The sequence below is a fragment of the Limosilactobacillus avistercoris genome (assembly GCF_014836425.1).
Lineage (GTDB): Bacteria > Bacillota > Bacilli > Lactobacillales > Lactobacillaceae > Limosilactobacillus > Limosilactobacillus agrestimuris.
This window is the reverse complement of the sequence record NZ_JACSQW010000012.1, coordinates 1-17,917: the sequence shown is the minus strand read 5'-3', so window position 1 is coordinate 17,917 and position 17,917 is coordinate 1. Positions and strand designations below refer to the sequence as shown.

Sequence of the window (17,917 nt, the reverse complement as noted above, 5' to 3'; positions counted from 1 at the left end):
CACCTTTCATTGCAAAAACTCTGAACTGGAATAGAAGTCATTGAGCGTCTTACTCTTTTCCTGGTCATCAAAGTAAGAACGGGCGAATACATAAGCATTCATAAGGGCAGCCGCCGGGTCAATCCGGCTGTTAGAGTTACGGCTTTTCTTTTGTAGTTGCCAGCCGTTGTTATCTTCTTTGATCCGGGCATTAATCATTGAGTAGCGAAGCAATTTGTTATTGCCATGAATGATCTTCTTTTGAAACAGCTTGTCTCTAAAATCACGGGTAGGAACATTGAGCGTCAAACTACCTTGTCTTACGGCTCGCATATCCCAGTTAGGCATCTGTTTTTCAATCTTGGTTAAAATATCATTGAAGTTATAGGGGTCATAACAGATAATCGGTTTCCAGTGGTTCTTATTGCTTAGATTAACTAGGTAACTGAACACATCATCGGTATCAATTACGCCACTTTCTAGGGTAGTGATAGAACACTCACCACGCTTCTCACCAGCCCGGTAATTGAAGCCGTCTAACTTAATCTTGCGATCTAAACCATACTTAGTGCCTACCCACGAATGAGAATCCACGTAAAAACGGCCATCAATTGGAACTACCCAACTAATCACCGTTAAGTCGTTGGTCTTACTCATATCCACGCCAATATAGACATCACGTCCGGTGGTGTCGGGGGCATCTATTTCGGTTTTATCCCAGTCGTCCACACTAATATAGGAATCATCGGCAGCTTGAAGCCACATATTAAAGTTTTTAGTTAAGACTGGTATTAAATCATCTTGCGCTATTCCTAAATCCACATCATCTTGAATTTTAGGTTGCATACGCTTCTTAATTGCTGGAATTTCAAAGATAGGATTAGCTTTAATCCAGGTTTTAGGATTAGTAACTTCTTTACGGTCGTCCAGCTCCCAGATAGCAATAAAATAGCGATCTGCTTGCTTCTTACCAGCTAACACATCGCTTAACATCTTATATTCAGTGTACATAGGAACATTCAAATCTAGGCCACTGGTTGAAATAATCAATAGCAGACTGTTAGGCTCCTGGGCTTGTCCAGACTTCAAAACATCATATACCTTGCGATCTTTGGCGGCGGCGTATTCGTCTAGGATAATCGTTGTCCCGGCGTAACCATCAAGTGTATTGGTGTCACTAGCTAGGGCCGTAGCAAAACTATCGGTAGGTAGATCAGTAATCCGTTCTTTTTGCACCTTAACTCGGTGACGGACTAGACGGCTAGTCTTTTGAACCTGTCTAAGACTACTCGAAAGCATATTGTACCCCAGCTTAGCTTGTTTCAGTGCATTTGAGACGAATAGGACTTGGCGGTTCTTAGCCGGTTTGTTTTCCATCATCAAGCCAATAGCGGCCAGGGAAGCAGCTAGGTAAGTTTTACCAGACTTACGGGCCATTGATACCATACCCTGTGTATAACGCCGTTCTCCCGTTTCCTTAACTCGCCAGCCGTATAACTCGCTTACAATCCATTCTTGGTATTCTGCTAAGTGAAACTTTCCACCATCGGTTAATGGCAACATCTGGACGAACTGGCAGGCTTTACGTGCCATCTTTTCATCATAGTAGAAGGGGAAGTCGTCACTCTTTGAACGCTCTAAATCACGCTTGTAGCGTTCACAGGCTAGGCGTATCTTCTTGCCAGCTACGATCTTGCCAGATAATACATCATCAACGTATTTAATCACCCGGCATCATCTTCTAAGAAGGCAGCAAACGGGTCTTCGGGGTCTTGTTGCTTTACCTTCTGGTTCTCTAACTTGGCCCGGCTGCTAATGTTCAGTCCGAAGTCACTAGCAATGGCACGCATATTCTTAATGGCCTTGTCTTGCATATTGAAGTATGGATTGATCTTCTTAGTGCCTTGCGAAGTCATGACACACAAGCCATCTTGAAGGATATACTTTTGGCAGGTGTGGACTGTCTGTGCTAGGACACAGTAATTAATTAATTGGCTACGGTCTAGGTTGCTTGCTGGTGTTTCCTTTTTGAGCAGGGGCACGATCTTTTGCCATTCCTTACGGGCGTAACCGTGTAACTCTTCGGGCACTGTTTCATCAATTGAATCATAGTTTTTTTTAAGGTTATTCTGGACTTCTTCACGATCTGCTAACTGATCTTTCGTCCAGTGGCCTCTTAACTTTTCTACTGGTTTAATTTTTGCTCCAGCCATACATTCACCACCTTAGTTATATAAAAAATAGCCAATAGACGAACATCTAATGGCTATTTATACCCAGTAATCTTTATTATACGAACATTATACCCTTTTTAGCTCAAAAAGGCAAGTTAATATTAGCTAATTTGCGAACAATACTTATATATTTTGACTGAATGTTAAGAAAAAAACATAAATAGTGTAAAGTACGAACAATATACTATTTATTATTGATAATGTTCGTGAATACTATGAAAAACAAGCGAATTTGGACTTTTACCGAAAGTAATGTGGATGTGCCGCTCTTTTCGCCGTTGCCATAGCCCCCCTAAACAATAAAAAAGCCGAACGGTATTTCACGTTCAGCAATTTCAAATTTTATTTTGATTAGAATAGCAATTCAATAAACTTCACTAGCAGCCAAAGCAAGAAGATAAACATAACTAGTAACAATAGGTGTAACTTGAAGACTATCCAATAGGCAAATATAAATCCAATTAAAAGTACAATCAAAAAGAATATAACTACAAACCAGTTGCTATCTTTGAACCTATTCCATTTGTCTTTCATGTTGTTGTCTCCTATATTTAGCTTGCCTTGTCTTTCTGTTGTGACAAGCATAGCATAATGTTTGTAGATTGTCTGTATCTAGTCGCTTGCTCCAGTCGTCTCTTAGTTCAATGATATGGTCTACCAGATCACCTTTGCGATATATTCCGTGTGCTTCACAGTTAACACACAACGGGTGCATCATTAACCAATGGTGGCTTAGCTTCTTCCATGCTGTCGAACGATAGAAACGTTGGTACTTACCTTCATGCTTGCTAGTAATTCGCTTATGATAGATAGCCTTATTTAATTGGTGTCGTTGCTGCTTGTTAGTTCTATCTATCGGTTTCTTATATTCGTGTTTACTGCAATAGCTCTGGTCGTACGGTATTAATTCATTACAACCAGGATAATTACATAAGTGTCTAGGTTTCATTACTTGCCTCCTAATAAAAAGGGTGTCGCATATTACGACACCTCTAATCATTGATTGTTATTACTTACTCCACTTTTATCTTGCAAAGTAATAAGGTCAAAGGCATTAAGTCTGTCATCGCTGTTGATAGCAATAATCTTGTATTCATGATCTTTGTACTTAGCACTTAGTTTCTTATTAACATCTGGATTGTGTCTAATTGCCAATACTAAATCAGCGTTGACGTGTGTTCCTAGATTATCAAATGTTTGGGTCTGGGTATTGGTGTATTCTCCACACCAAACGGTAGTTAGTGGCTTGAAAGTTTCATGACCACCTTCCAACGAATCATCTGATACATAGTCATAGGTACCAAACTCAACACGTTGTTTCATTCGTGTAATATCATAATTAAGCATCAATTATCACTATCCTTGTAAATTACTAAAGCCGAATCAAAAGAATCTTCACCATAAGCACACATAGAATATTTAATATCTATTACTTCTTTATCCTTTATAAAATCATTGATTGATAGATCAATCGGACGGTCTCTGTATTGGTGGATTATTTTAACTTTCATTATCACTTATCATCTCCTGGGTTCATATCAACTAATTTCATCATTGGTCTAGCACATACACATTGTTTAGGATTGATTAGCGTATTGCCATCATATTTAAGAATGTCGTTAACTTGGTTTTTAAATTCCTTAGCTAAAAAGGTTTTATTGCCTTGCACGCCAACATATGCTTGACCATCGCTATATATTACTTGACCATCTGCCATTGATAACCTTACTACTGCTAGTTTTTGCAGTGGTATTTTTTTCTTGCCTTGATTTAATACTGGCATCTTAATAATTCCTTTCTGTATTCTACCCTACTGATTAGTGCATTTAAGTGGTACCTTGGTACCGCACACTGTAACCCTTGATATATCAACGTTTATTGGTACCGTTTTATTTTTATTGGTACCGTTTTTGTTTTAGGGGTAAAAATGGTACCTTTAATCATTGAGTAGTCGAATCCCTTTGTAACCTCGATATTTTCTACCTTCGATTTTTTTCTGAGCTTTTGTATTAATCCCGTGTTTTTCTAAGTTAGCGTTGAATTTCTGTTTACCTAACGGGTGGCCGCCTTCACTAGTACAGAATTGCTTGTAACTATCATATACATATACATTTTTTTCAAAAGCAGTATTGTCGCTAGTATCACATCGTTCATCTAACCAACGTGAGACCAAGTCATTGTTAATGATCCAAGTGTGTAATGCTTGCTTCATTTCATCGGTAGTAGGGAAGCCCCACTGATCTAATTGGCCTGGGTAATTGTCATCTAATAATTGTTTGAACAATGTTAAGCATTCGTAAGCAAAGGCACCACGCTCTGCTTGAATAGTTTTCATAGAATATTTATCAGTAAAATGTTTAATTCTATGAACCTCTACGATAATTGGTCGTCTAATAAAACCATCGGTGAAGTCATTAAAAACAGGTAGACTATTAGCACTGAAAATCAACTTAGCATGGTTGACAAACTCGAACGGGTCTTTATTTTTGAACTGACCAGTAATAGCATCCCCACCAGTTAAGCCCTTCAGAATACTTGTTTGTTCCATGAAACCATCGCCTATATCGGCAAAATAATTTAAGTCTTTTTGATATAACTTTGAAGTTAAAAACTTACCATTGGAACGATCTACTAAATCAGCTAAATCTACGTTTGAAGTATTGCTTGCTCCAATTAATGAACGTAAATAATTAAGAATAGTTGACTTACCGTCTCCACCTTTTCCGTGAAGGATCATGAACTTTTGATAATTTTGATAAGTCCGTACAAACATGTAACCAATATAGGCTTTAACAACATTGGCAGCCTCTCTACTACCAAAACTTTCTTTAAACCATTTGTTAGTGATTGGCGCGCTTCCACTAATATTTAGATTATAGTCGTGGCCTTGTAGTATATAATCATTCGCTGAATTAGGCTTCATAGCATCAGACTTGACGTCATATGTACCATTTTTGAAACTAACTAAATAAGGGTCGCTGTGGTCAAATGGATTTTCGTTATTCTCTGAAGTTGCCATAACTGTAACTAATAATTTTACATTGCCATATAGTGACGGCTGCCACTTATTAGCTTTGATTAAATCGTTAACAATAATCTTCTTTAAATGGGTATCGGTGTCAGTGAACCAATATCCCGTTTTTTTGTTGTACCAGTAGCCATCTTGACTAAACTTATTGTTGACCATTGGGTTCTCTTTAATGATTGTTTTAGCAAACAAAACTGTATTTACTTTCTTTTTGTCGTCTTGGTCACGATATAGCCAAATAGGCGTAACTTTCTTGGTTTGTTCTTTCATTTCTGCATCTCGTTTGTCCGCTGCATTTTGGTATTCTTTTGGTATTTCTTTAACTGGCATTAATTAACGTCCTCCGTTCTTTTTAAGAATCGAACCAAAAATTGAATTAACTTCATGATCGGGTAGGGGTGGTTCACAATTACTGTTAGCAAATGATAGTAAGTTATAGACTGTCTTACTATCAGCACCAACCCGAAACATTTTACCGGTTAGCTTGGTTAAATAATTATTGCGGTCGCCTTCATTAGCACCTTGCACCAAGTCATCAAGTAAATGACCCGTCCACCTCTTTTGACCTGGCTGGTAATTCTCATATACAGTAGCGGGTTTAACAGTTCTTTTCTGTGCTTCTTCAGCAAGTTCAATAATCCATTCTGGTAGTGGTTGTACGTTGTCATAACTTAGTAGCTGAAATCCTTGATATTCTGCTCGATAACCTTTGTTGAACTTAGCAATGAAACTAGGGGCAATTGTGACTTTACCGGTTAGTAATTCCACACCGGGCATCAATTGAATATCTTTGTTGCCTAAATCATGATTGAGTTTGTAGAAGATATGAAGCCCATTTCTTGGGGTCAATTCCGTGTAAGTTTTCAGTGTATCAACATAACCATTACCACGATTACGAATATATTTACTGTAATTCTGAACACCGTTTGTCTCGTTGCTATGATTATCCAAGTCAACAACTGCTAATCCACTAACTTGTAGATTAATAGCAAGGTTGAAGTTAGGGTTATAATTGAACCATCTTTTAATGGTATCCAGATCATCGGTGGCATCATGTTCGCCATGTGAACCAGCAACAGGGATCTTGCTACCAGTAGATAGTGGATAAACTTTTATCCCGCTTTTTGAAAGGCTCTGAGCCACATTGAATGTGTTATTCATAGCCTACCTCCTTTTTCGTGTTGTCTGAGAAGCAATTAAATACATTGCTTATTGCCTTATTCAATGTAGTAGTTATTAATTTCAGTATCTAATGTCTTATGAACTCTTTTAAGCACATCCGTAGTAGCTGCTGTTAAAGAAAATATTTTATTCTGATCTCTTCTTAATTCATAAAAAGTTGAATAAATATCAACGGTTTTTAAATGTTCTTCTTTTTCATCGGGAACATGACTAAATAACATGTCTAGTGAATCACTTAATGCTTGTTCTAGTCCTTCTACTATGCTTAAATACGTGCTTGTCTCTTCAAGATTGTTTATATTGATATTTGCTTTCATCTTTAACTTTCCTTTCTATTCTGTTAGAATAAAAAGGAATTCAATAAAGCTATCTCGTCTATTGTTGGTTGTTCATCAATAGACTTTTTCTTTATTAAATTCCCTATGAAACTTAGTCATTAGCAGCTACTCGGGTAGGATCTTGTAGGTTGCTAATGGCTTTTTTATTTTCATATAAAGCAAGTAAGTAGATTGTTAATAAAAACAATGCTCCATCAAATGCTTTAACTGTTAGACAGTAAACAATCCAGCCACCCATAAGAAGGGCAGTAAGCTTAGAATTAATTAACTTGATCATCAATGGTCTTCCTTTCTAAATATTGCCATAATATTTTACGATTTAACTATTTGTGTTATCCAATTCAACCCTTTACTTTTAAGTGGTTCAGAACCACTTAGAAAGTTTGCAGCATAAACCACCTCCTAACACATCCCCCGTGCCAGGTTGATTACTTAGTAGCCATGAACTTGTCTAAGTCGTTGCGGTTGAAGCGGTAGGTCTTACCAATGTGCTTGTAGGGAATGTCACCAGTTTCGATCCACTCATTGAGCGTCCGGTTAGCAATGTTTAGGTACTGGCAAGCCTGCTTCTTAGATAAGTACAACGGCCAGTCGTTAGTTGCTGACTTTTGTGCTAGCTTGAAACTGTCAAATACTGCCGCAGTGATAGCGTCTGTAACATTCTTAGGCAACTCTACTTTTAACTGTTCCATAGTCTTCACCTTCTTTCTTATAAAAGCAACTTATATGCAACTAAATAACAAATAAAAAATCAGCTTAGTGCAACCTATATGCAACTGATTGACTTTAATATACATTACTGATAATATGATGTCAAGAATTAAATGCAATTTTTTTGCAACTATTTTAATTCTGGGTGGTGATATTTTTGAAAAGTAATAAAGCTATTGGTGATAGAATAAAAGCTGTGCGTGAAAAGCTTGGTAAAACACAAATTGATTTTGGATTAGCTTTTAATCCGCCTGTTAATAAGTCATCTGTTTCACGTTGGGAAAAGGGTGAAACTCTTCCCAGTGCCAAGAGACTAAAATACATTGCCGATCTCGGTTCTGTCTCTGTTGATTACCTTATTAATGGTAGCGGTTTGAGCTTGATGGCTACTAAAGTATTATTAGATAAAGCTGTCGGTGGCGAAAAATTAACTGGTGATGAACAAAAAAAGCTTGCAGAGTCACAGCTTGATCTCCGTGCCACCACTAGTAGGCTTGCTAAAAATTCTAGTGAAGAAATTCGCCAATTAATAGAACAGCAGGGAGAATTAATAGATAAGAAGCCATTAAGTATTTTATCTGGATATAGTTTAAGTGATTTTTTAATTTTCTTTAACCTTGTACGACTATATGGTTCAGATAATCAAAATTCTGAAATGGCAACGTTGTTAAATATGTTTCGTCAAATCGCTAATGGTACTATTGAGTATGATAAAGACGATATTATTCCTAATATTGATAAATTTCTTTCTAGCTTTCCTGTTAAGAAAGATCCCGAATCAAGTAGGTAGCCAGGTACCACTTTCAATTTAAAACAAAAGTGGTACCGCAAAAAGTAAAAAGGTACCGCTAAACCCTTGTGGCTGTAAGGCTCAAGGGGTGCGGTACCAAGGTACCATGCAAATGTACTATTTACTCACAGTGTTTTCATCTCCTAACATATCCCCCGTGTCATTAATTCACGCCCAGACAATGGACGTATAAAGGAGAATGAAAAATGACACCATATGAGTATCAAACTAAGAATGGTAGACGTTATCGGGTTGCATACCGTACACCAGATAACAAGCAACATAACAAGGGCGGCTTTACTACAAAAGGTGAAGCTCGTTCCTGGTATCGCCGAAAGATGATTGAAATTGAGAATCACGGTTTCAGTGATAATGACCAGGTGACTTTTGAAGAAATAGCTAATCGTTGGCTTGATAATAAGAAACATACAGTTGAAGGTTCTACTTATAGAAAATATGAATCTGAATGTAAAAATCATTTGTTACCAGCTTTAGGCAACAGGGCTATTAAAGAAATAAAAGTTAATGACTGTCAATTGCTAGTTTATCAATGGGCTAATCAATTAAAGTTCTTTAACAAGCTAATTAACGACGCTGCCAGTATTTTTGATTTGGCTATTAAATATAAATTGATTTTTGATAATCCGTTCAGGCAAGTGGAACGGCCAAAAGTTCATAATAAAAAGAAAATAAGGTCATTTACCAGAGCAGAATTTAATCAGTTTCAACAAGGATTAAGGAAACAGTATAAAGATAGTAATTACAAGGCGTTTGCATTTCTCTTTGTTTTGTCACATACAGGGTTAAGAAAAAGCGAACTATCGGCCTTAACCTGGAATAATGTAGATTTTGAACATGGCTTTTTGAAAATAAAAAAGGCGGTTACCCGTGATACGGATAACCACCTAATAATAGGAAAAACTAAAAACATTTACTCGGTTCGTAACGTTCCAATTGGTCAACAAACAATTCAAGTGTTAAAAAAGTGGCGACTGGTACAACAAAAAGAATTACAATATTTTAACGTTAATTCTTTGAAACCAAGTCAATTAGTATTCACTAGTCAGCAGGGCGGTATATTATCACCGTCAAAGCCTGGTAAATGGTTGAAAGTAATTGAAGAAAATTATAATCTACCATTATATGTAACCCCACATGGTTTGAGACACACATATACGGGGCTACTGATTGATAAAGGAATCAACGTTAACAAGGTTGCTTCAGTTTTAGGTCACAAGGACGCTTCAATTACCATTCAGGTTTATAATGATTTACACCCGGTCAAGGATAATTCAATCGGAAATATCATTGAAAACTTGTAATGTTGTACAGATGTTGTATGGCTAACGCCCAGCAACATAAGAATGTTGATATGACAGCGTTTAGGAGACTAGGGGTATTACTCCCGTCATCTCCATTAGTGAATGAACCAGTGATTGAAAGACTGAGAATGTTGATAGCCAGCATGATCAGTCTTTTTATTGTATAAGGAGACTCACTTAGGAAATTATTGATAATAACTGATAAATTATTTCCCAGGAAATTATAGTGTACTTAAATATGCATGATTGGAGGAGTTGACATAATGAAGATATTAATGATTGAGGATAATCATTCCGTATGCGAAATGATGGCAATGTTTTTCAAAAAAGAAAATTGGCAGTATGAATTTGCTTATGATGGGGTAGAGGCTGAAGGAAAGTTTAGTGCGGATCCTCATGAATGGGATGTTATTCTGCTTGATTTGAACTTGCCTAAAAAGGATGGAATGCAGGTCGCAGCTGATATTCGGCGGATTTCATCTACAGTCCCATTGATTATGTTGACAGCGCGGGACTCAGAGAGTGATCAAGTTCTTGGCTTAGGGATCGGAGCTGATGACTACGTAACAAAACCATTCAGCCCGATTACTTTGATTGCCCGGATTAAGGCTCTCAAGCGCCGTTCACAACTTGGTGCTGTCCAGGAAAGCCACCAGGAAGCCAGTGATCGCTTTGATGTTAAGACTAAGCACTTTAAGATGGATACCAAGACCCGTGAAGTTTACATGTACAGAAAGCCCGTTAAGGATCTGACACCAAAAGAGTTCGATCTCCTAAAGACACTAGCAAGTAAGCCACGGCAAGTCTTTACGCGTTCTCAATTGCTTCAATTAGTCTGGGATTATGAATATTACGGTGATGAGCGAACAGTCGATGCCCACATCAAAAAATTACGACAAAAGCTCGAAGCTGTTGGTCCCCAAGTAATTCAGACTGTTTGGGGTGTCGGGTACAAGTTTGATGATGAAGGTAAGGAATAATGAAGCTCTTATATCGGTTAATGATTGCCTTTTTCACAGTAATCATTACTCTAATGGCTGTCTTGAGTCTTGCGTTCATCAACGTTACTAACGAGACAATGTACCGGAATACCTGGAACCAGTTAAAAACGTACTCTGATAGTCTTGTTCAGGATGCGATCCGCTATGATACTGTGAATCATAAGTTTCGTGGCTTTGAAAATCAGGCCCTTCTTAGCAATGCCGCCTTACTTTCCAATCAACATGTTCATTTTGCGATCTTCGATGTGAGCCAGAAGCAGACCTTTGCTAGTAACGGCTTTGCACCACAGATTAGTAAAAGTGACTGGAAAAAGTTATGCAAGGGAAAGACAATCTACTTACGGATTATTCGCCCCCAAATCAACGTTCATAATTCAGATCATTCAGCAATGACCGAGGTAATTCGGCCGTATTTCTACCATAAAAAGTTAATCGCGGTTGTTTCGATCGCAACCTTTGTTTCTGTGGTAGAGGAAAATATGCATCAGCTTAAGATTAATCTAGCAGTTGCCTTCCTAATCGCTACGTTGGTGGCTTTAATAATCAGCTATATTATGGCTCGCTCAATTACTGGAAGGATCGATCGCTTGCGGGTTGCGACCCGGCAAGTTGCTAAGGGAAATTACCAGGTCAAGGTTCCTGTCAATGGGAAGGACGAAATGGATGATCTTGCCCGAAGCTTTAACAAGATGACGACAGCTCTTCGTGAATCCGAACAAGAAATTCGCCGGCAGGAAGAACGTCGTCGTAAGTTCCTCGCTGATGCCGCTCATGAGATGAGGACGCCATTGACCACCATTAACGGTCTACTAGAAGGTCTTCAGTATGATGCCATTCCAGAAGAAGACCGGAAGCACAGTCTTGAATTAATGCGGAATGATACTCAGCGGCTTATCCGTCTTGTGAATGACAATCTGGATTACGAGAAGATCCGGACTAACCAAATCTCAATGGACCGGAAGTTATTTGATTGTTCCGCCGTTTTGACGAACCTTAAGGAACAGTTTGCCAAGCGAGCTAGCGAAAAGGGAGACACACTTGAACTAGATGTTCCAGATGGGCTTCTAGTTTATGCCGACTATGACCGTTTTGTTCAAATCATGTTTAATATTATTCAAAATGCCATCCAATTCACCGATGACGGCTTAATTAAGGTGACTGCTCGAAAAGTTAAGCATGGTTGTGAGTTCAAGATCAGCGATAATGGTATTGGAATGACCGATAAACAACTCAAGAACATCTGGGAACGTTTCTATAAGGCAGACCAGTCACGAAGTAATAGTCAATATGGTGAATCCGGTCTTGGATTACCGATTGTTCATGAATTAGTGAACCTTCATGGCGGGGAAATTACCGTCAAAAGCCAGCCAAAGAAGGGAACGACATTCACAATCTTTCTCCCTGATCAGCAGAACGCCCCGCATCGGAATGCTCAATAATCCTGATTTCACATTTAGACCAATATTTTGTTAAACGTTTTCTTACCTTTATTTATACCTATAAGCTGTTTTAGACCATCAATTCATTTTGTGAAAGCCCTTGTGTAAACGTTTGCAACCAGTTATAATACTATCTCGTAATCATTATTCATTTGATAGGAGAGAGAAAAAAGATGGTTTATTTACTCGCATTAATCCCAGCGCTTGGTTGGGGGCTTATGCCATTGATCACCGGTAAGATTGGTGGCTCAGCTGTTAATCAGATGTTCGGTATCGGTGCCGGTGCAACAATTGTTGGTTTGATTGCGTACGTCACTACTCAACCAACTGTCAGCACAACCGCCTTCTGGTTCTCAGTATTGTGTGGTGCCTTATGGACAATTGGTCAAATTGGTCAATTCGTTTCCTTTAAGCGGATGGGTGTTTCTAACACAATGCCACTCTCAACTGTTTTCCAATTAGTTGGTAACTCATTGATTGGGGTTATCATTTTTGGTGAATGGCACAGCGCTCGGGCTTTGACTATTGGTTTCATCGCCTTAGCAATCGTTATCATTGGTGCTTTAATGACATCAGTATCTGACGGTAATTCAGACAAGAAGGTTACTACTAGTAACTTCATCTTCTTGCTGATTACGACTGTTGGTTTCTGGGTATACTCCAGTTTCCCAAAGATGCCAATTGTTGCTCATGAAAGTGCCCAAGGGATCTTTCTCCCAGAAATGCTCGGGATTTTACTTGGTTCCGTAATTTACGCAATCTGCTCTGGTAATGCTTCATCATTCAAGCAAAAGGAACAGTACTTAAACATTCTTGGTGGTTTATCATGGGGAATTGCCGCCTTTGCTTACATCTTTTCAGCTAAGGCTCTCGGTGTTACCGAAGCATTCATCTTCACTCAATTAAACGTTATCATCGCAACATTTGGTGGTATTTGGATTCTTCACGAACGCAAGAGCCACCGTGAAATGACCTACACTATCTGGGGAATTGTTTTAATTGTTGTTGGTAGTATCGCAACTGCCTTCGCATAGAGATTAGGTCAAAATTAAAGCAGATCAAAGAAAATATCCAAATAAAGGAGAAAAACGGGAAGGTGATGAGCTACCGTTTTCCTCCTTTTTCGTTTTCTTATATAATAGGTAGAGGATTATTTCAGAGTTAGGATAATTAAAATGAAGACGTGTAAGAAATGTAATACGGTAAATAGTGATGATGCCTTGTTCTGTCGCAATTGTGGGGCAAAACTACCAGGGATGTTTGCTCTTGTATGCCCCAATTGCGGAAAGGTTTCGCCAATCGGAACCAAGGAGTGCCCGGTTTGTCATACCCCATTGAAGCAGGCAAAATTACAAACGGTACCGCTGATAAACCATGTTCACTCCCATCACAAGCGATTAATTAAAATTATTAGTTGGATTGGCGCAATCATCCTTTTTATTCTAACCTCATACTATATTATTTCGACCCGTCAATTATTTGTTTCGGGACGGTCTACTGGTTATTACGGTTTAGAGTTAACCTACCTGGATCAGCAGCAAAAGCTACTATACAAAAGTTACTATGTGGTTAACCAAACGGATAAGCGGCCGGATAATTACCACCTTCCCATTGCGTATATTGGGCAGACGACAACTGATAAGCGACTAATTAAGACGATTAATGTCGGTAAGATGCGTAAGCTGTATGAGCAAAGCAGCCAGCGGGGACAAATCATTATGAATCAGCACAACACATTAATAACTACCCCGCGACGGATCGATATTAAGTTAACACGAAAAGAGAATCATGTTTCTGGTTGGGAATTGTTCGATCCATTAGAAGATAAGAGTTATCTAGTTAAGGTTAGTGGGCAGCCAAGGGTTCGCTATATTGATATAAGTATCATTATTACCAATACGGGATGAATAAATAGGTAGAGGCTTGGAAAACATTTTGTTTTCCAAGCCTCTTTTGCTAAATTTCAGTTTTCTTTCCAGCTGCTCCGTGAATAATCAAAACCTGTTCAACCCAGTAATGGTTGGCGGAAAGGTTGTGTTGGATAAACGGGTACTTTGCAAGCAAGATACGGAGGTTCCGTAATCCTAATGAATGACGGCTGCTAGACAGGCCTTTAAAGCTTCCGGAAAGTTTTTGCAGGTCAACCCGTTCTTCTTTTGTAGAGTTTCCAACCACGATATATTCCGCGTCATCCTTAGTAAAGAAGCTAAAGTTAATCTGCTTCTTTTCGGACTGAACTGCAGCGTTAATCGCATTATCGAATAGAATTGAAATCATTCGGAGAATATCAACTTGATCAACATTATCTGGTAGTTTAATTGGGTCAACTACTTCAACTGTTACATCGATCTGTTGCTCAATCGCCGCGATAACCTTACTGTAAACTAGACTCTTTACTTCGAGATCTTTAATATTCTTGAGGTGCCCGAGGACAGCGGTTCGGATCTCAACGTTATTGTTTGTTGGAAGGACGATCTCGTTAAAGAGTCGGCGGACATCCTCAATCGTTCCCGTTTGGATCGCGTCCCGGAGACTCAAAAGAATATTTTTATAATCATGACGAAAACGTCGCAGATCATCATACATCGATTCAATATGACTGGTATAGATCTGTAAGTTTGCTAATTCCACGGCTTGGTTATTTGCCAGGTCACGGTAAGCAAAGTAGTTTGCACTGATCTTCATGGTTGCCATTGTAATTACCATGTAGAGGATAAGGATCAGGAAGTAAACCGGCAGCGGGAACTTCAAAATTTGGTAGTGGTAGCCAAAGCGGACTAACTCGAAACTAGCGAAGAAAATGTTAACAATCCACGCAAAGATTTGCCGTTGACGGATAACTACTTGGGTATACTTTTGGTAGGATTTCAAGAATGACTTTAAGAGAAGGTAGGTCAGGTATCCCTCAACAAGTAAAATGAAGTTAGCACCCCAATTACTGAAAGCCATTGTAGTTTCCGGTGAGATTGAGCTATAGATTCCTAACACGGTTGGTCCGATCAGCGCCGTAATTACATTGTAAGAAAGGTAAGCGAAAATAAAGCTGCTGGCGACAAAGGTAAAAGTAATATTCCGGTGAACAACAAAGAAATAAATGAGGACCGGGATTATAACAAGCACCAAGTAGGTAAGCGGGATGGAATTAACAACCGAAATACCGATAAAGGCATTAATCAGGTAAAGCCACCAGGGACTTTTGATCTTCGTCAAGAGCTGAAATAGTAACAGCTCGATAACTGACACAATTAACGGGTTAAGGGCTTTCCAAATGACTACTATGAAAGGGTCACTCGGTAGAAAATAATGAATGATAATTTACACCACCTAAATAGAAATACATAAACTATCATACCATGAGATTACTTTCTATATATTAGAAAAGAGAACGAGTAAACTAATTTATCTTTAAATAAGAATTAGGATGATAGGTTTCTTCAAAAACCGGAACTTTACCTTAAATCAGTGATTGAAAAGGGTGCTGAAGAGCATGACGAAAATGCGGCAGAGATCACTGAAGCGGTCCTAAATGCGGTTGGCAATAAAAGTAATGAATAAGATTTGAGTTATCTAAAAAAGACACTCCATGTTGTTAAGATTGGGCTTAACAGTTATGAAGTGTCTTTTATTTATCTTCTTTAATTAGCTGAAGGAGCTTCCGTGCGTGCCGTTGGGAGATGGGACAAGAATCTCCATTGTAGAAGTCGGCTTTGCGGTAGTAGAAATCAACTTTGCGGACCTGGTGGGGATTAATGAGGTAGCCTCGGTGTGCACGGAAGAAGCGGGAATCTTGTTTTTCGATTTCTCGTAAGTTTTGGTGGATTTGAATTGCCTGGTGATCGACGGTGTGGATCGTGCAGGCATGACTATTTTCTTTATTCGATGCGAAGTAACAAATGTCGTCGAGGGGGATTGTGGAAGTCTGATTGTAAGACTTATAAGTGAAGACTGGGGTAGAATTGCGCTTTTTGTGTTCCTCAATGATCCGCTTGAGATCGATGGTGAGCTCTTGGTGGATATTTCCCCGGTCCTTAGCAATGAAGTCAAGGGCCTTAACCCGGTACTTGTAGGTCGTGTAGAGGAATTCGTCATGAACGGTGATGAAGATAATCTGGGCGAGGTGATCGCGGTTGCGGATCAGTTGGCTCAATTGCAGGCCGGCTCGTTTGTTACTGTTGATGTCAATATCAAAGATAAAGACGTTGTCAGCACTGGCTTCTGGCATCACCGCTAACATTTCTTCAGTTGAGCTACAAGAAGTCAGTTCAATTTCAGTTTCATGAAATTGCTTGCAGATCTCCTTTACGAGTTCAGTATAGTAGACCAATTGCTGTGAGTTATCTTCCATGATGAATATTTTTAACATCCCGCATTCCTCCTGCTATTTTCAAATACGAATATACTATATTTTGGTGCTGGATGGATGATGAAACGCTAATTTTGTTTTCTTACTGAAAAAAGGCGGTACCTTTTTCAGTGAAAAGAAATAACCTTAACAAAGCGGGGTGCTTTGTTAAGGTTATTGGGAAGTGGTGAAGGTTAGTGCATTGCTTTAATTGCCTTTTGGTAGTAGCCTTCAGCTTCAGTCAGCTCCATCTTTCGGATGTTGGTAAGGAAGCTAATGACTTGGTCTTTGGATTGACCACTCTTGATGAGGTCGGTTACGAGAGCGAGGCGTTCATTATCAGAACCTTGCTGCACTACCTGTTCTAATCCCTGTTCTAGGCCCTGTTGTAATCCTTCTTTCTGACCTTGCTCTAATCCTTGCTTACGCCCTTCTTGTAGACCACGTTCACGTCCCTCTTGCGGTCCTTCTTGTAGCCCTTGCTGCAGATCACGCTCATGGCCTTCTTTAACAGCTTCGTTTCGGGCATTTTCCATATCCATTTCATACAATGATCGTTGCATATATTCTTTCCTCCATTTCCGATTTTGTTTAACTAGTGCGATTCTTTACTTTAATTGTATGATGAAATCATCCTCTTCATCAAGCTTCCGGTTGGCTAATAAATCTAACACGTGTTGCATTCTTGGACCGATCGTTTTCCGAAGGTTTGTAATATCGAAAAAGATTGTTTTTTCACCGTCATTGTAGGGATAATTAGGATAATAATTAAGCATTCGTTTGCTTTCATAGCGCTGCTCGCCAAGGCCAAAGGGATCGAAACAACAAAAGAAGATCACAAATGTGTTGTCAGCGTGACTGTAGTTTTGCCCTTTCGTATAAGCTGCAGTTGCTAGACTGGATTGGTAAAAACGGTTTCGCTGGGGGAGGTTATGATGGTTAGCGACTTGCATTTCAATATTGTAATGATTATTCGTATGATCTTCGACGTAGATATCGAAACGGACGCTTTTTACATCATAGGTACTCTTAAATTCCTGCTGGCTATTGAGAATCTTAATTCCTTCAATCGCTAATTCAGGGAAGATTCGTCGCAACAATTCTAAAGTAATCTCTGGATCTAAAAAGACCTTACTGAAAATGAAGTCATCAGTTAATCCGGCCTCTTCCCAGCGCCTTTCTAAATTTGTCTTATTCATTCGCTTAGCTTCTTCTTATGTAAATTTGAGGAAAGTACTCCTCAATTAATAAGACGAAAAATAGGCAAGAATTCACTAATTAAAGATAAAAATACTTGTAGTTAGATTTTGTTAATTCTAATTGAAAACGGCTACATCGTTCGGTATTATTAAAGGTGAATCAAAAAAGAAGGAAGATCGGGAGAATGACACAAGTTAAATTAGATACTAGTTCACTCAAAAAGTTCGTTAACGATAACGAACTTGGTGAAATGCAAGCAATGGTAAATGCGGCGGATGACGAATTACGGAATGGTACCGGTGCCGGTGCTGACTTCCGTGACTGGCTCCACTTACCAACCGACTACGACAA

Annotated in this window: 21 protein-coding genes and 1 pseudogene; 7 read left to right on the top strand and 15 right to left on the bottom strand. The window is 38.9% G+C overall.

The annotated features are described in order from the left end of the window. Positions 1-6 precede the first annotated feature (6 nt). From H9564_RS05495 to H9564_RS05445, 11 genes are all read right to left on the bottom strand, one after another. Positions 7-1,707, bottom strand: coding sequence for a terminase large subunit (locus H9564_RS05495; protein ID WP_191684502.1), 1,701 nt, complete (start codon positions 1,705-1,707; stop codon positions 7-9). After that, positions 1,704-2,192 (bottom strand): phage terminase small subunit P27 family, encoded by a 489-nt coding sequence (locus tag H9564_RS05490; RefSeq protein ID WP_191684501.1) that lies wholly within the window; start codon positions 2,190-2,192, stop codon positions 1,704-1,706. The genes H9564_RS05495 and H9564_RS05490 overlap by 4 nt, the downstream gene beginning before the upstream one ends. Before the next feature lie 535 nt (positions 2,193-2,727). Then, the gene (locus H9564_RS09135) at positions 2,728-2,928 is read right to left on the bottom strand and encodes an HNH endonuclease signature motif containing protein (protein ID WP_225209563.1); all 201 of its coding nucleotides are present in this window, start codon (positions 2,926-2,928) and stop codon (positions 2,728-2,730) included. A gap of 281 nt (positions 2,929-3,209) precedes the next feature. Further along, on the bottom strand, positions 3,210-3,560 hold the full coding sequence (locus H9564_RS05480) for a phage head closure protein (RefSeq protein ID WP_191684499.1): 351 nt from the start codon (positions 3,558-3,560) through the stop codon (positions 3,210-3,212). Beyond that, positions 3,560-3,724 carry a sporulation protein Cse60 gene (locus tag H9564_RS05475; protein WP_191684498.1) on the bottom strand — a complete coding sequence of 55 codons (165 nt, stop codon included), beginning with the start codon at positions 3,722-3,724 and terminating at the stop codon, positions 3,560-3,562. Before H9564_RS05475 ends, H9564_RS05480 begins: the two co-directional genes overlap by 1 nt. 2 nt (positions 3,725-3,726) lie before the next feature. Then, a complete protein-coding gene (locus H9564_RS05470) occupies positions 3,727-3,996 on the bottom strand; it encodes a hypothetical protein (RefSeq protein WP_191684497.1) in 270 nt (89 codons plus the stop codon). A 153-nt stretch (positions 3,997-4,149) separates the two neighbouring features. Beyond that, positions 4,150-5,571, bottom strand: coding sequence for a DNA primase family protein (locus H9564_RS05465; RefSeq protein ID WP_191684496.1), 1,422 nt, complete (start codon positions 5,569-5,571; stop codon positions 4,150-4,152). Between the two features lie 3 nt (positions 5,572-5,574). After that, positions 5,575-6,402 (bottom strand): bifunctional DNA primase/polymerase, encoded by an 828-nt coding sequence (locus tag H9564_RS05460; protein ID WP_191684495.1) that lies wholly within the window; start codon positions 6,400-6,402, stop codon positions 5,575-5,577. 56 nt (positions 6,403-6,458) lie between these two features. Further along, positions 6,459-6,740: a hypothetical protein gene (locus H9564_RS05455; RefSeq protein WP_191684494.1), complete on the bottom strand. Its 282-nt coding sequence runs from the start codon at positions 6,738-6,740 to the stop codon at positions 6,459-6,461. A 112-nt stretch (positions 6,741-6,852) separates the two neighbouring features. Next, the gene (locus H9564_RS05450; RefSeq protein ID WP_191684493.1) at positions 6,853-7,038 is read right to left on the bottom strand and encodes a hypothetical protein; all 186 of its coding nucleotides are present in this window, start codon (positions 7,036-7,038) and stop codon (positions 6,853-6,855) included. Positions 7,039-7,189: 151 nt separating this feature from the next. Further along, the gene (locus H9564_RS05445) at positions 7,190-7,453 is read right to left on the bottom strand and encodes a helix-turn-helix domain-containing protein (protein ID WP_191684492.1); all 264 of its coding nucleotides are present in this window, start codon (positions 7,451-7,453) and stop codon (positions 7,190-7,192) included. Positions 7,454-7,629: 176 nt separating this feature from the next. Here H9564_RS05445 and H9564_RS05440 point away from each other — a divergent pair, with 176 nt between their 5' ends. From H9564_RS05440 to H9564_RS05415, 6 genes are all read left to right on the top strand, one after another. Then, complete coding sequence (locus tag H9564_RS05440) at positions 7,630-8,262, top strand: helix-turn-helix domain-containing protein (protein WP_191684491.1); 633 nt, start codon at positions 7,630-7,632, stop codon at positions 8,260-8,262. A gap of 206 nt (positions 8,263-8,468) precedes the next feature. Beyond that, positions 8,469-9,584, top strand: a complete 1,116-nt coding sequence (locus H9564_RS05435; protein WP_191684490.1) for a tyrosine-type recombinase/integrase — start codon at positions 8,469-8,471, stop codon at positions 9,582-9,584. 263 nt (positions 9,585-9,847) lie between these two features. Further along, positions 9,848-10,564: a response regulator transcription factor gene (locus H9564_RS05430; protein ID WP_191684489.1), complete on the top strand. Its 717-nt coding sequence runs from the start codon at positions 9,848-9,850 to the stop codon at positions 10,562-10,564. Continuing rightward, the gene (locus H9564_RS05425) at positions 10,564-12,024 is read left to right on the top strand and encodes a sensor histidine kinase (RefSeq protein WP_191684488.1); all 1,461 of its coding nucleotides are present in this window, start codon (positions 10,564-10,566) and stop codon (positions 12,022-12,024) included. The genes H9564_RS05430 and H9564_RS05425 overlap by 1 nt, the downstream gene beginning before the upstream one ends. 173 nt (positions 12,025-12,197) lie before the next feature. Beyond that, positions 12,198-13,058, top strand: coding sequence for a GRP family sugar transporter (locus tag H9564_RS05420; RefSeq protein WP_191684487.1), 861 nt, complete (start codon positions 12,198-12,200; stop codon positions 13,056-13,058). Positions 13,059-13,199: 141 nt separating this feature from the next. Next, on the top strand, positions 13,200-13,931 hold the full coding sequence (locus H9564_RS05415; protein ID WP_191684486.1) for a zinc ribbon domain-containing protein: 732 nt from the start codon (positions 13,200-13,202) through the stop codon (positions 13,929-13,931). 49 nt (positions 13,932-13,980) lie between these two features. On the opposite strand, the gene H9564_RS05410 is transcribed toward H9564_RS05415, so the two are convergent. The 4 genes from H9564_RS05410 to H9564_RS05395 form a co-directional block, all read right to left on the bottom strand. Then, positions 13,981-15,234: a GHKL domain-containing protein gene (locus tag H9564_RS05410; RefSeq protein WP_191684485.1), complete on the bottom strand. Its 1,254-nt coding sequence runs from the start codon at positions 15,232-15,234 to the stop codon at positions 13,981-13,983. 412 nt (positions 15,235-15,646) lie between these two features. Further along, positions 15,647-16,387 (bottom strand): LytR/AlgR family response regulator transcription factor, encoded by a 741-nt coding sequence (locus H9564_RS05405; protein WP_191684484.1) that lies wholly within the window; start codon positions 16,385-16,387, stop codon positions 15,647-15,649. A gap of 173 nt (positions 16,388-16,560) precedes the next feature. Continuing rightward, entirely contained in the window at positions 16,561-16,929 is a 369-nt protein-coding gene (locus H9564_RS05400; protein WP_191684483.1) for a FliH/SctL family protein, read from the bottom strand. Between the two features lie 45 nt (positions 16,930-16,974). Continuing rightward, positions 16,975-17,565 carry an Rpn family recombination-promoting nuclease/putative transposase gene (locus H9564_RS05395; RefSeq protein WP_191684482.1) on the bottom strand — a complete coding sequence of 197 codons (591 nt, stop codon included), beginning with the start codon at positions 17,563-17,565 and terminating at the stop codon, positions 16,975-16,977. A gap of 185 nt (positions 17,566-17,750) precedes the next feature. On the opposite strand from H9564_RS05395, the pseudogene pgi reads away from it, so the two are divergent. Beyond that, positions 17,751-17,917: pseudogene (gene pgi / locus H9564_RS05390) on the top strand (glucose-6-phosphate isomerase); the annotation flags it as partial.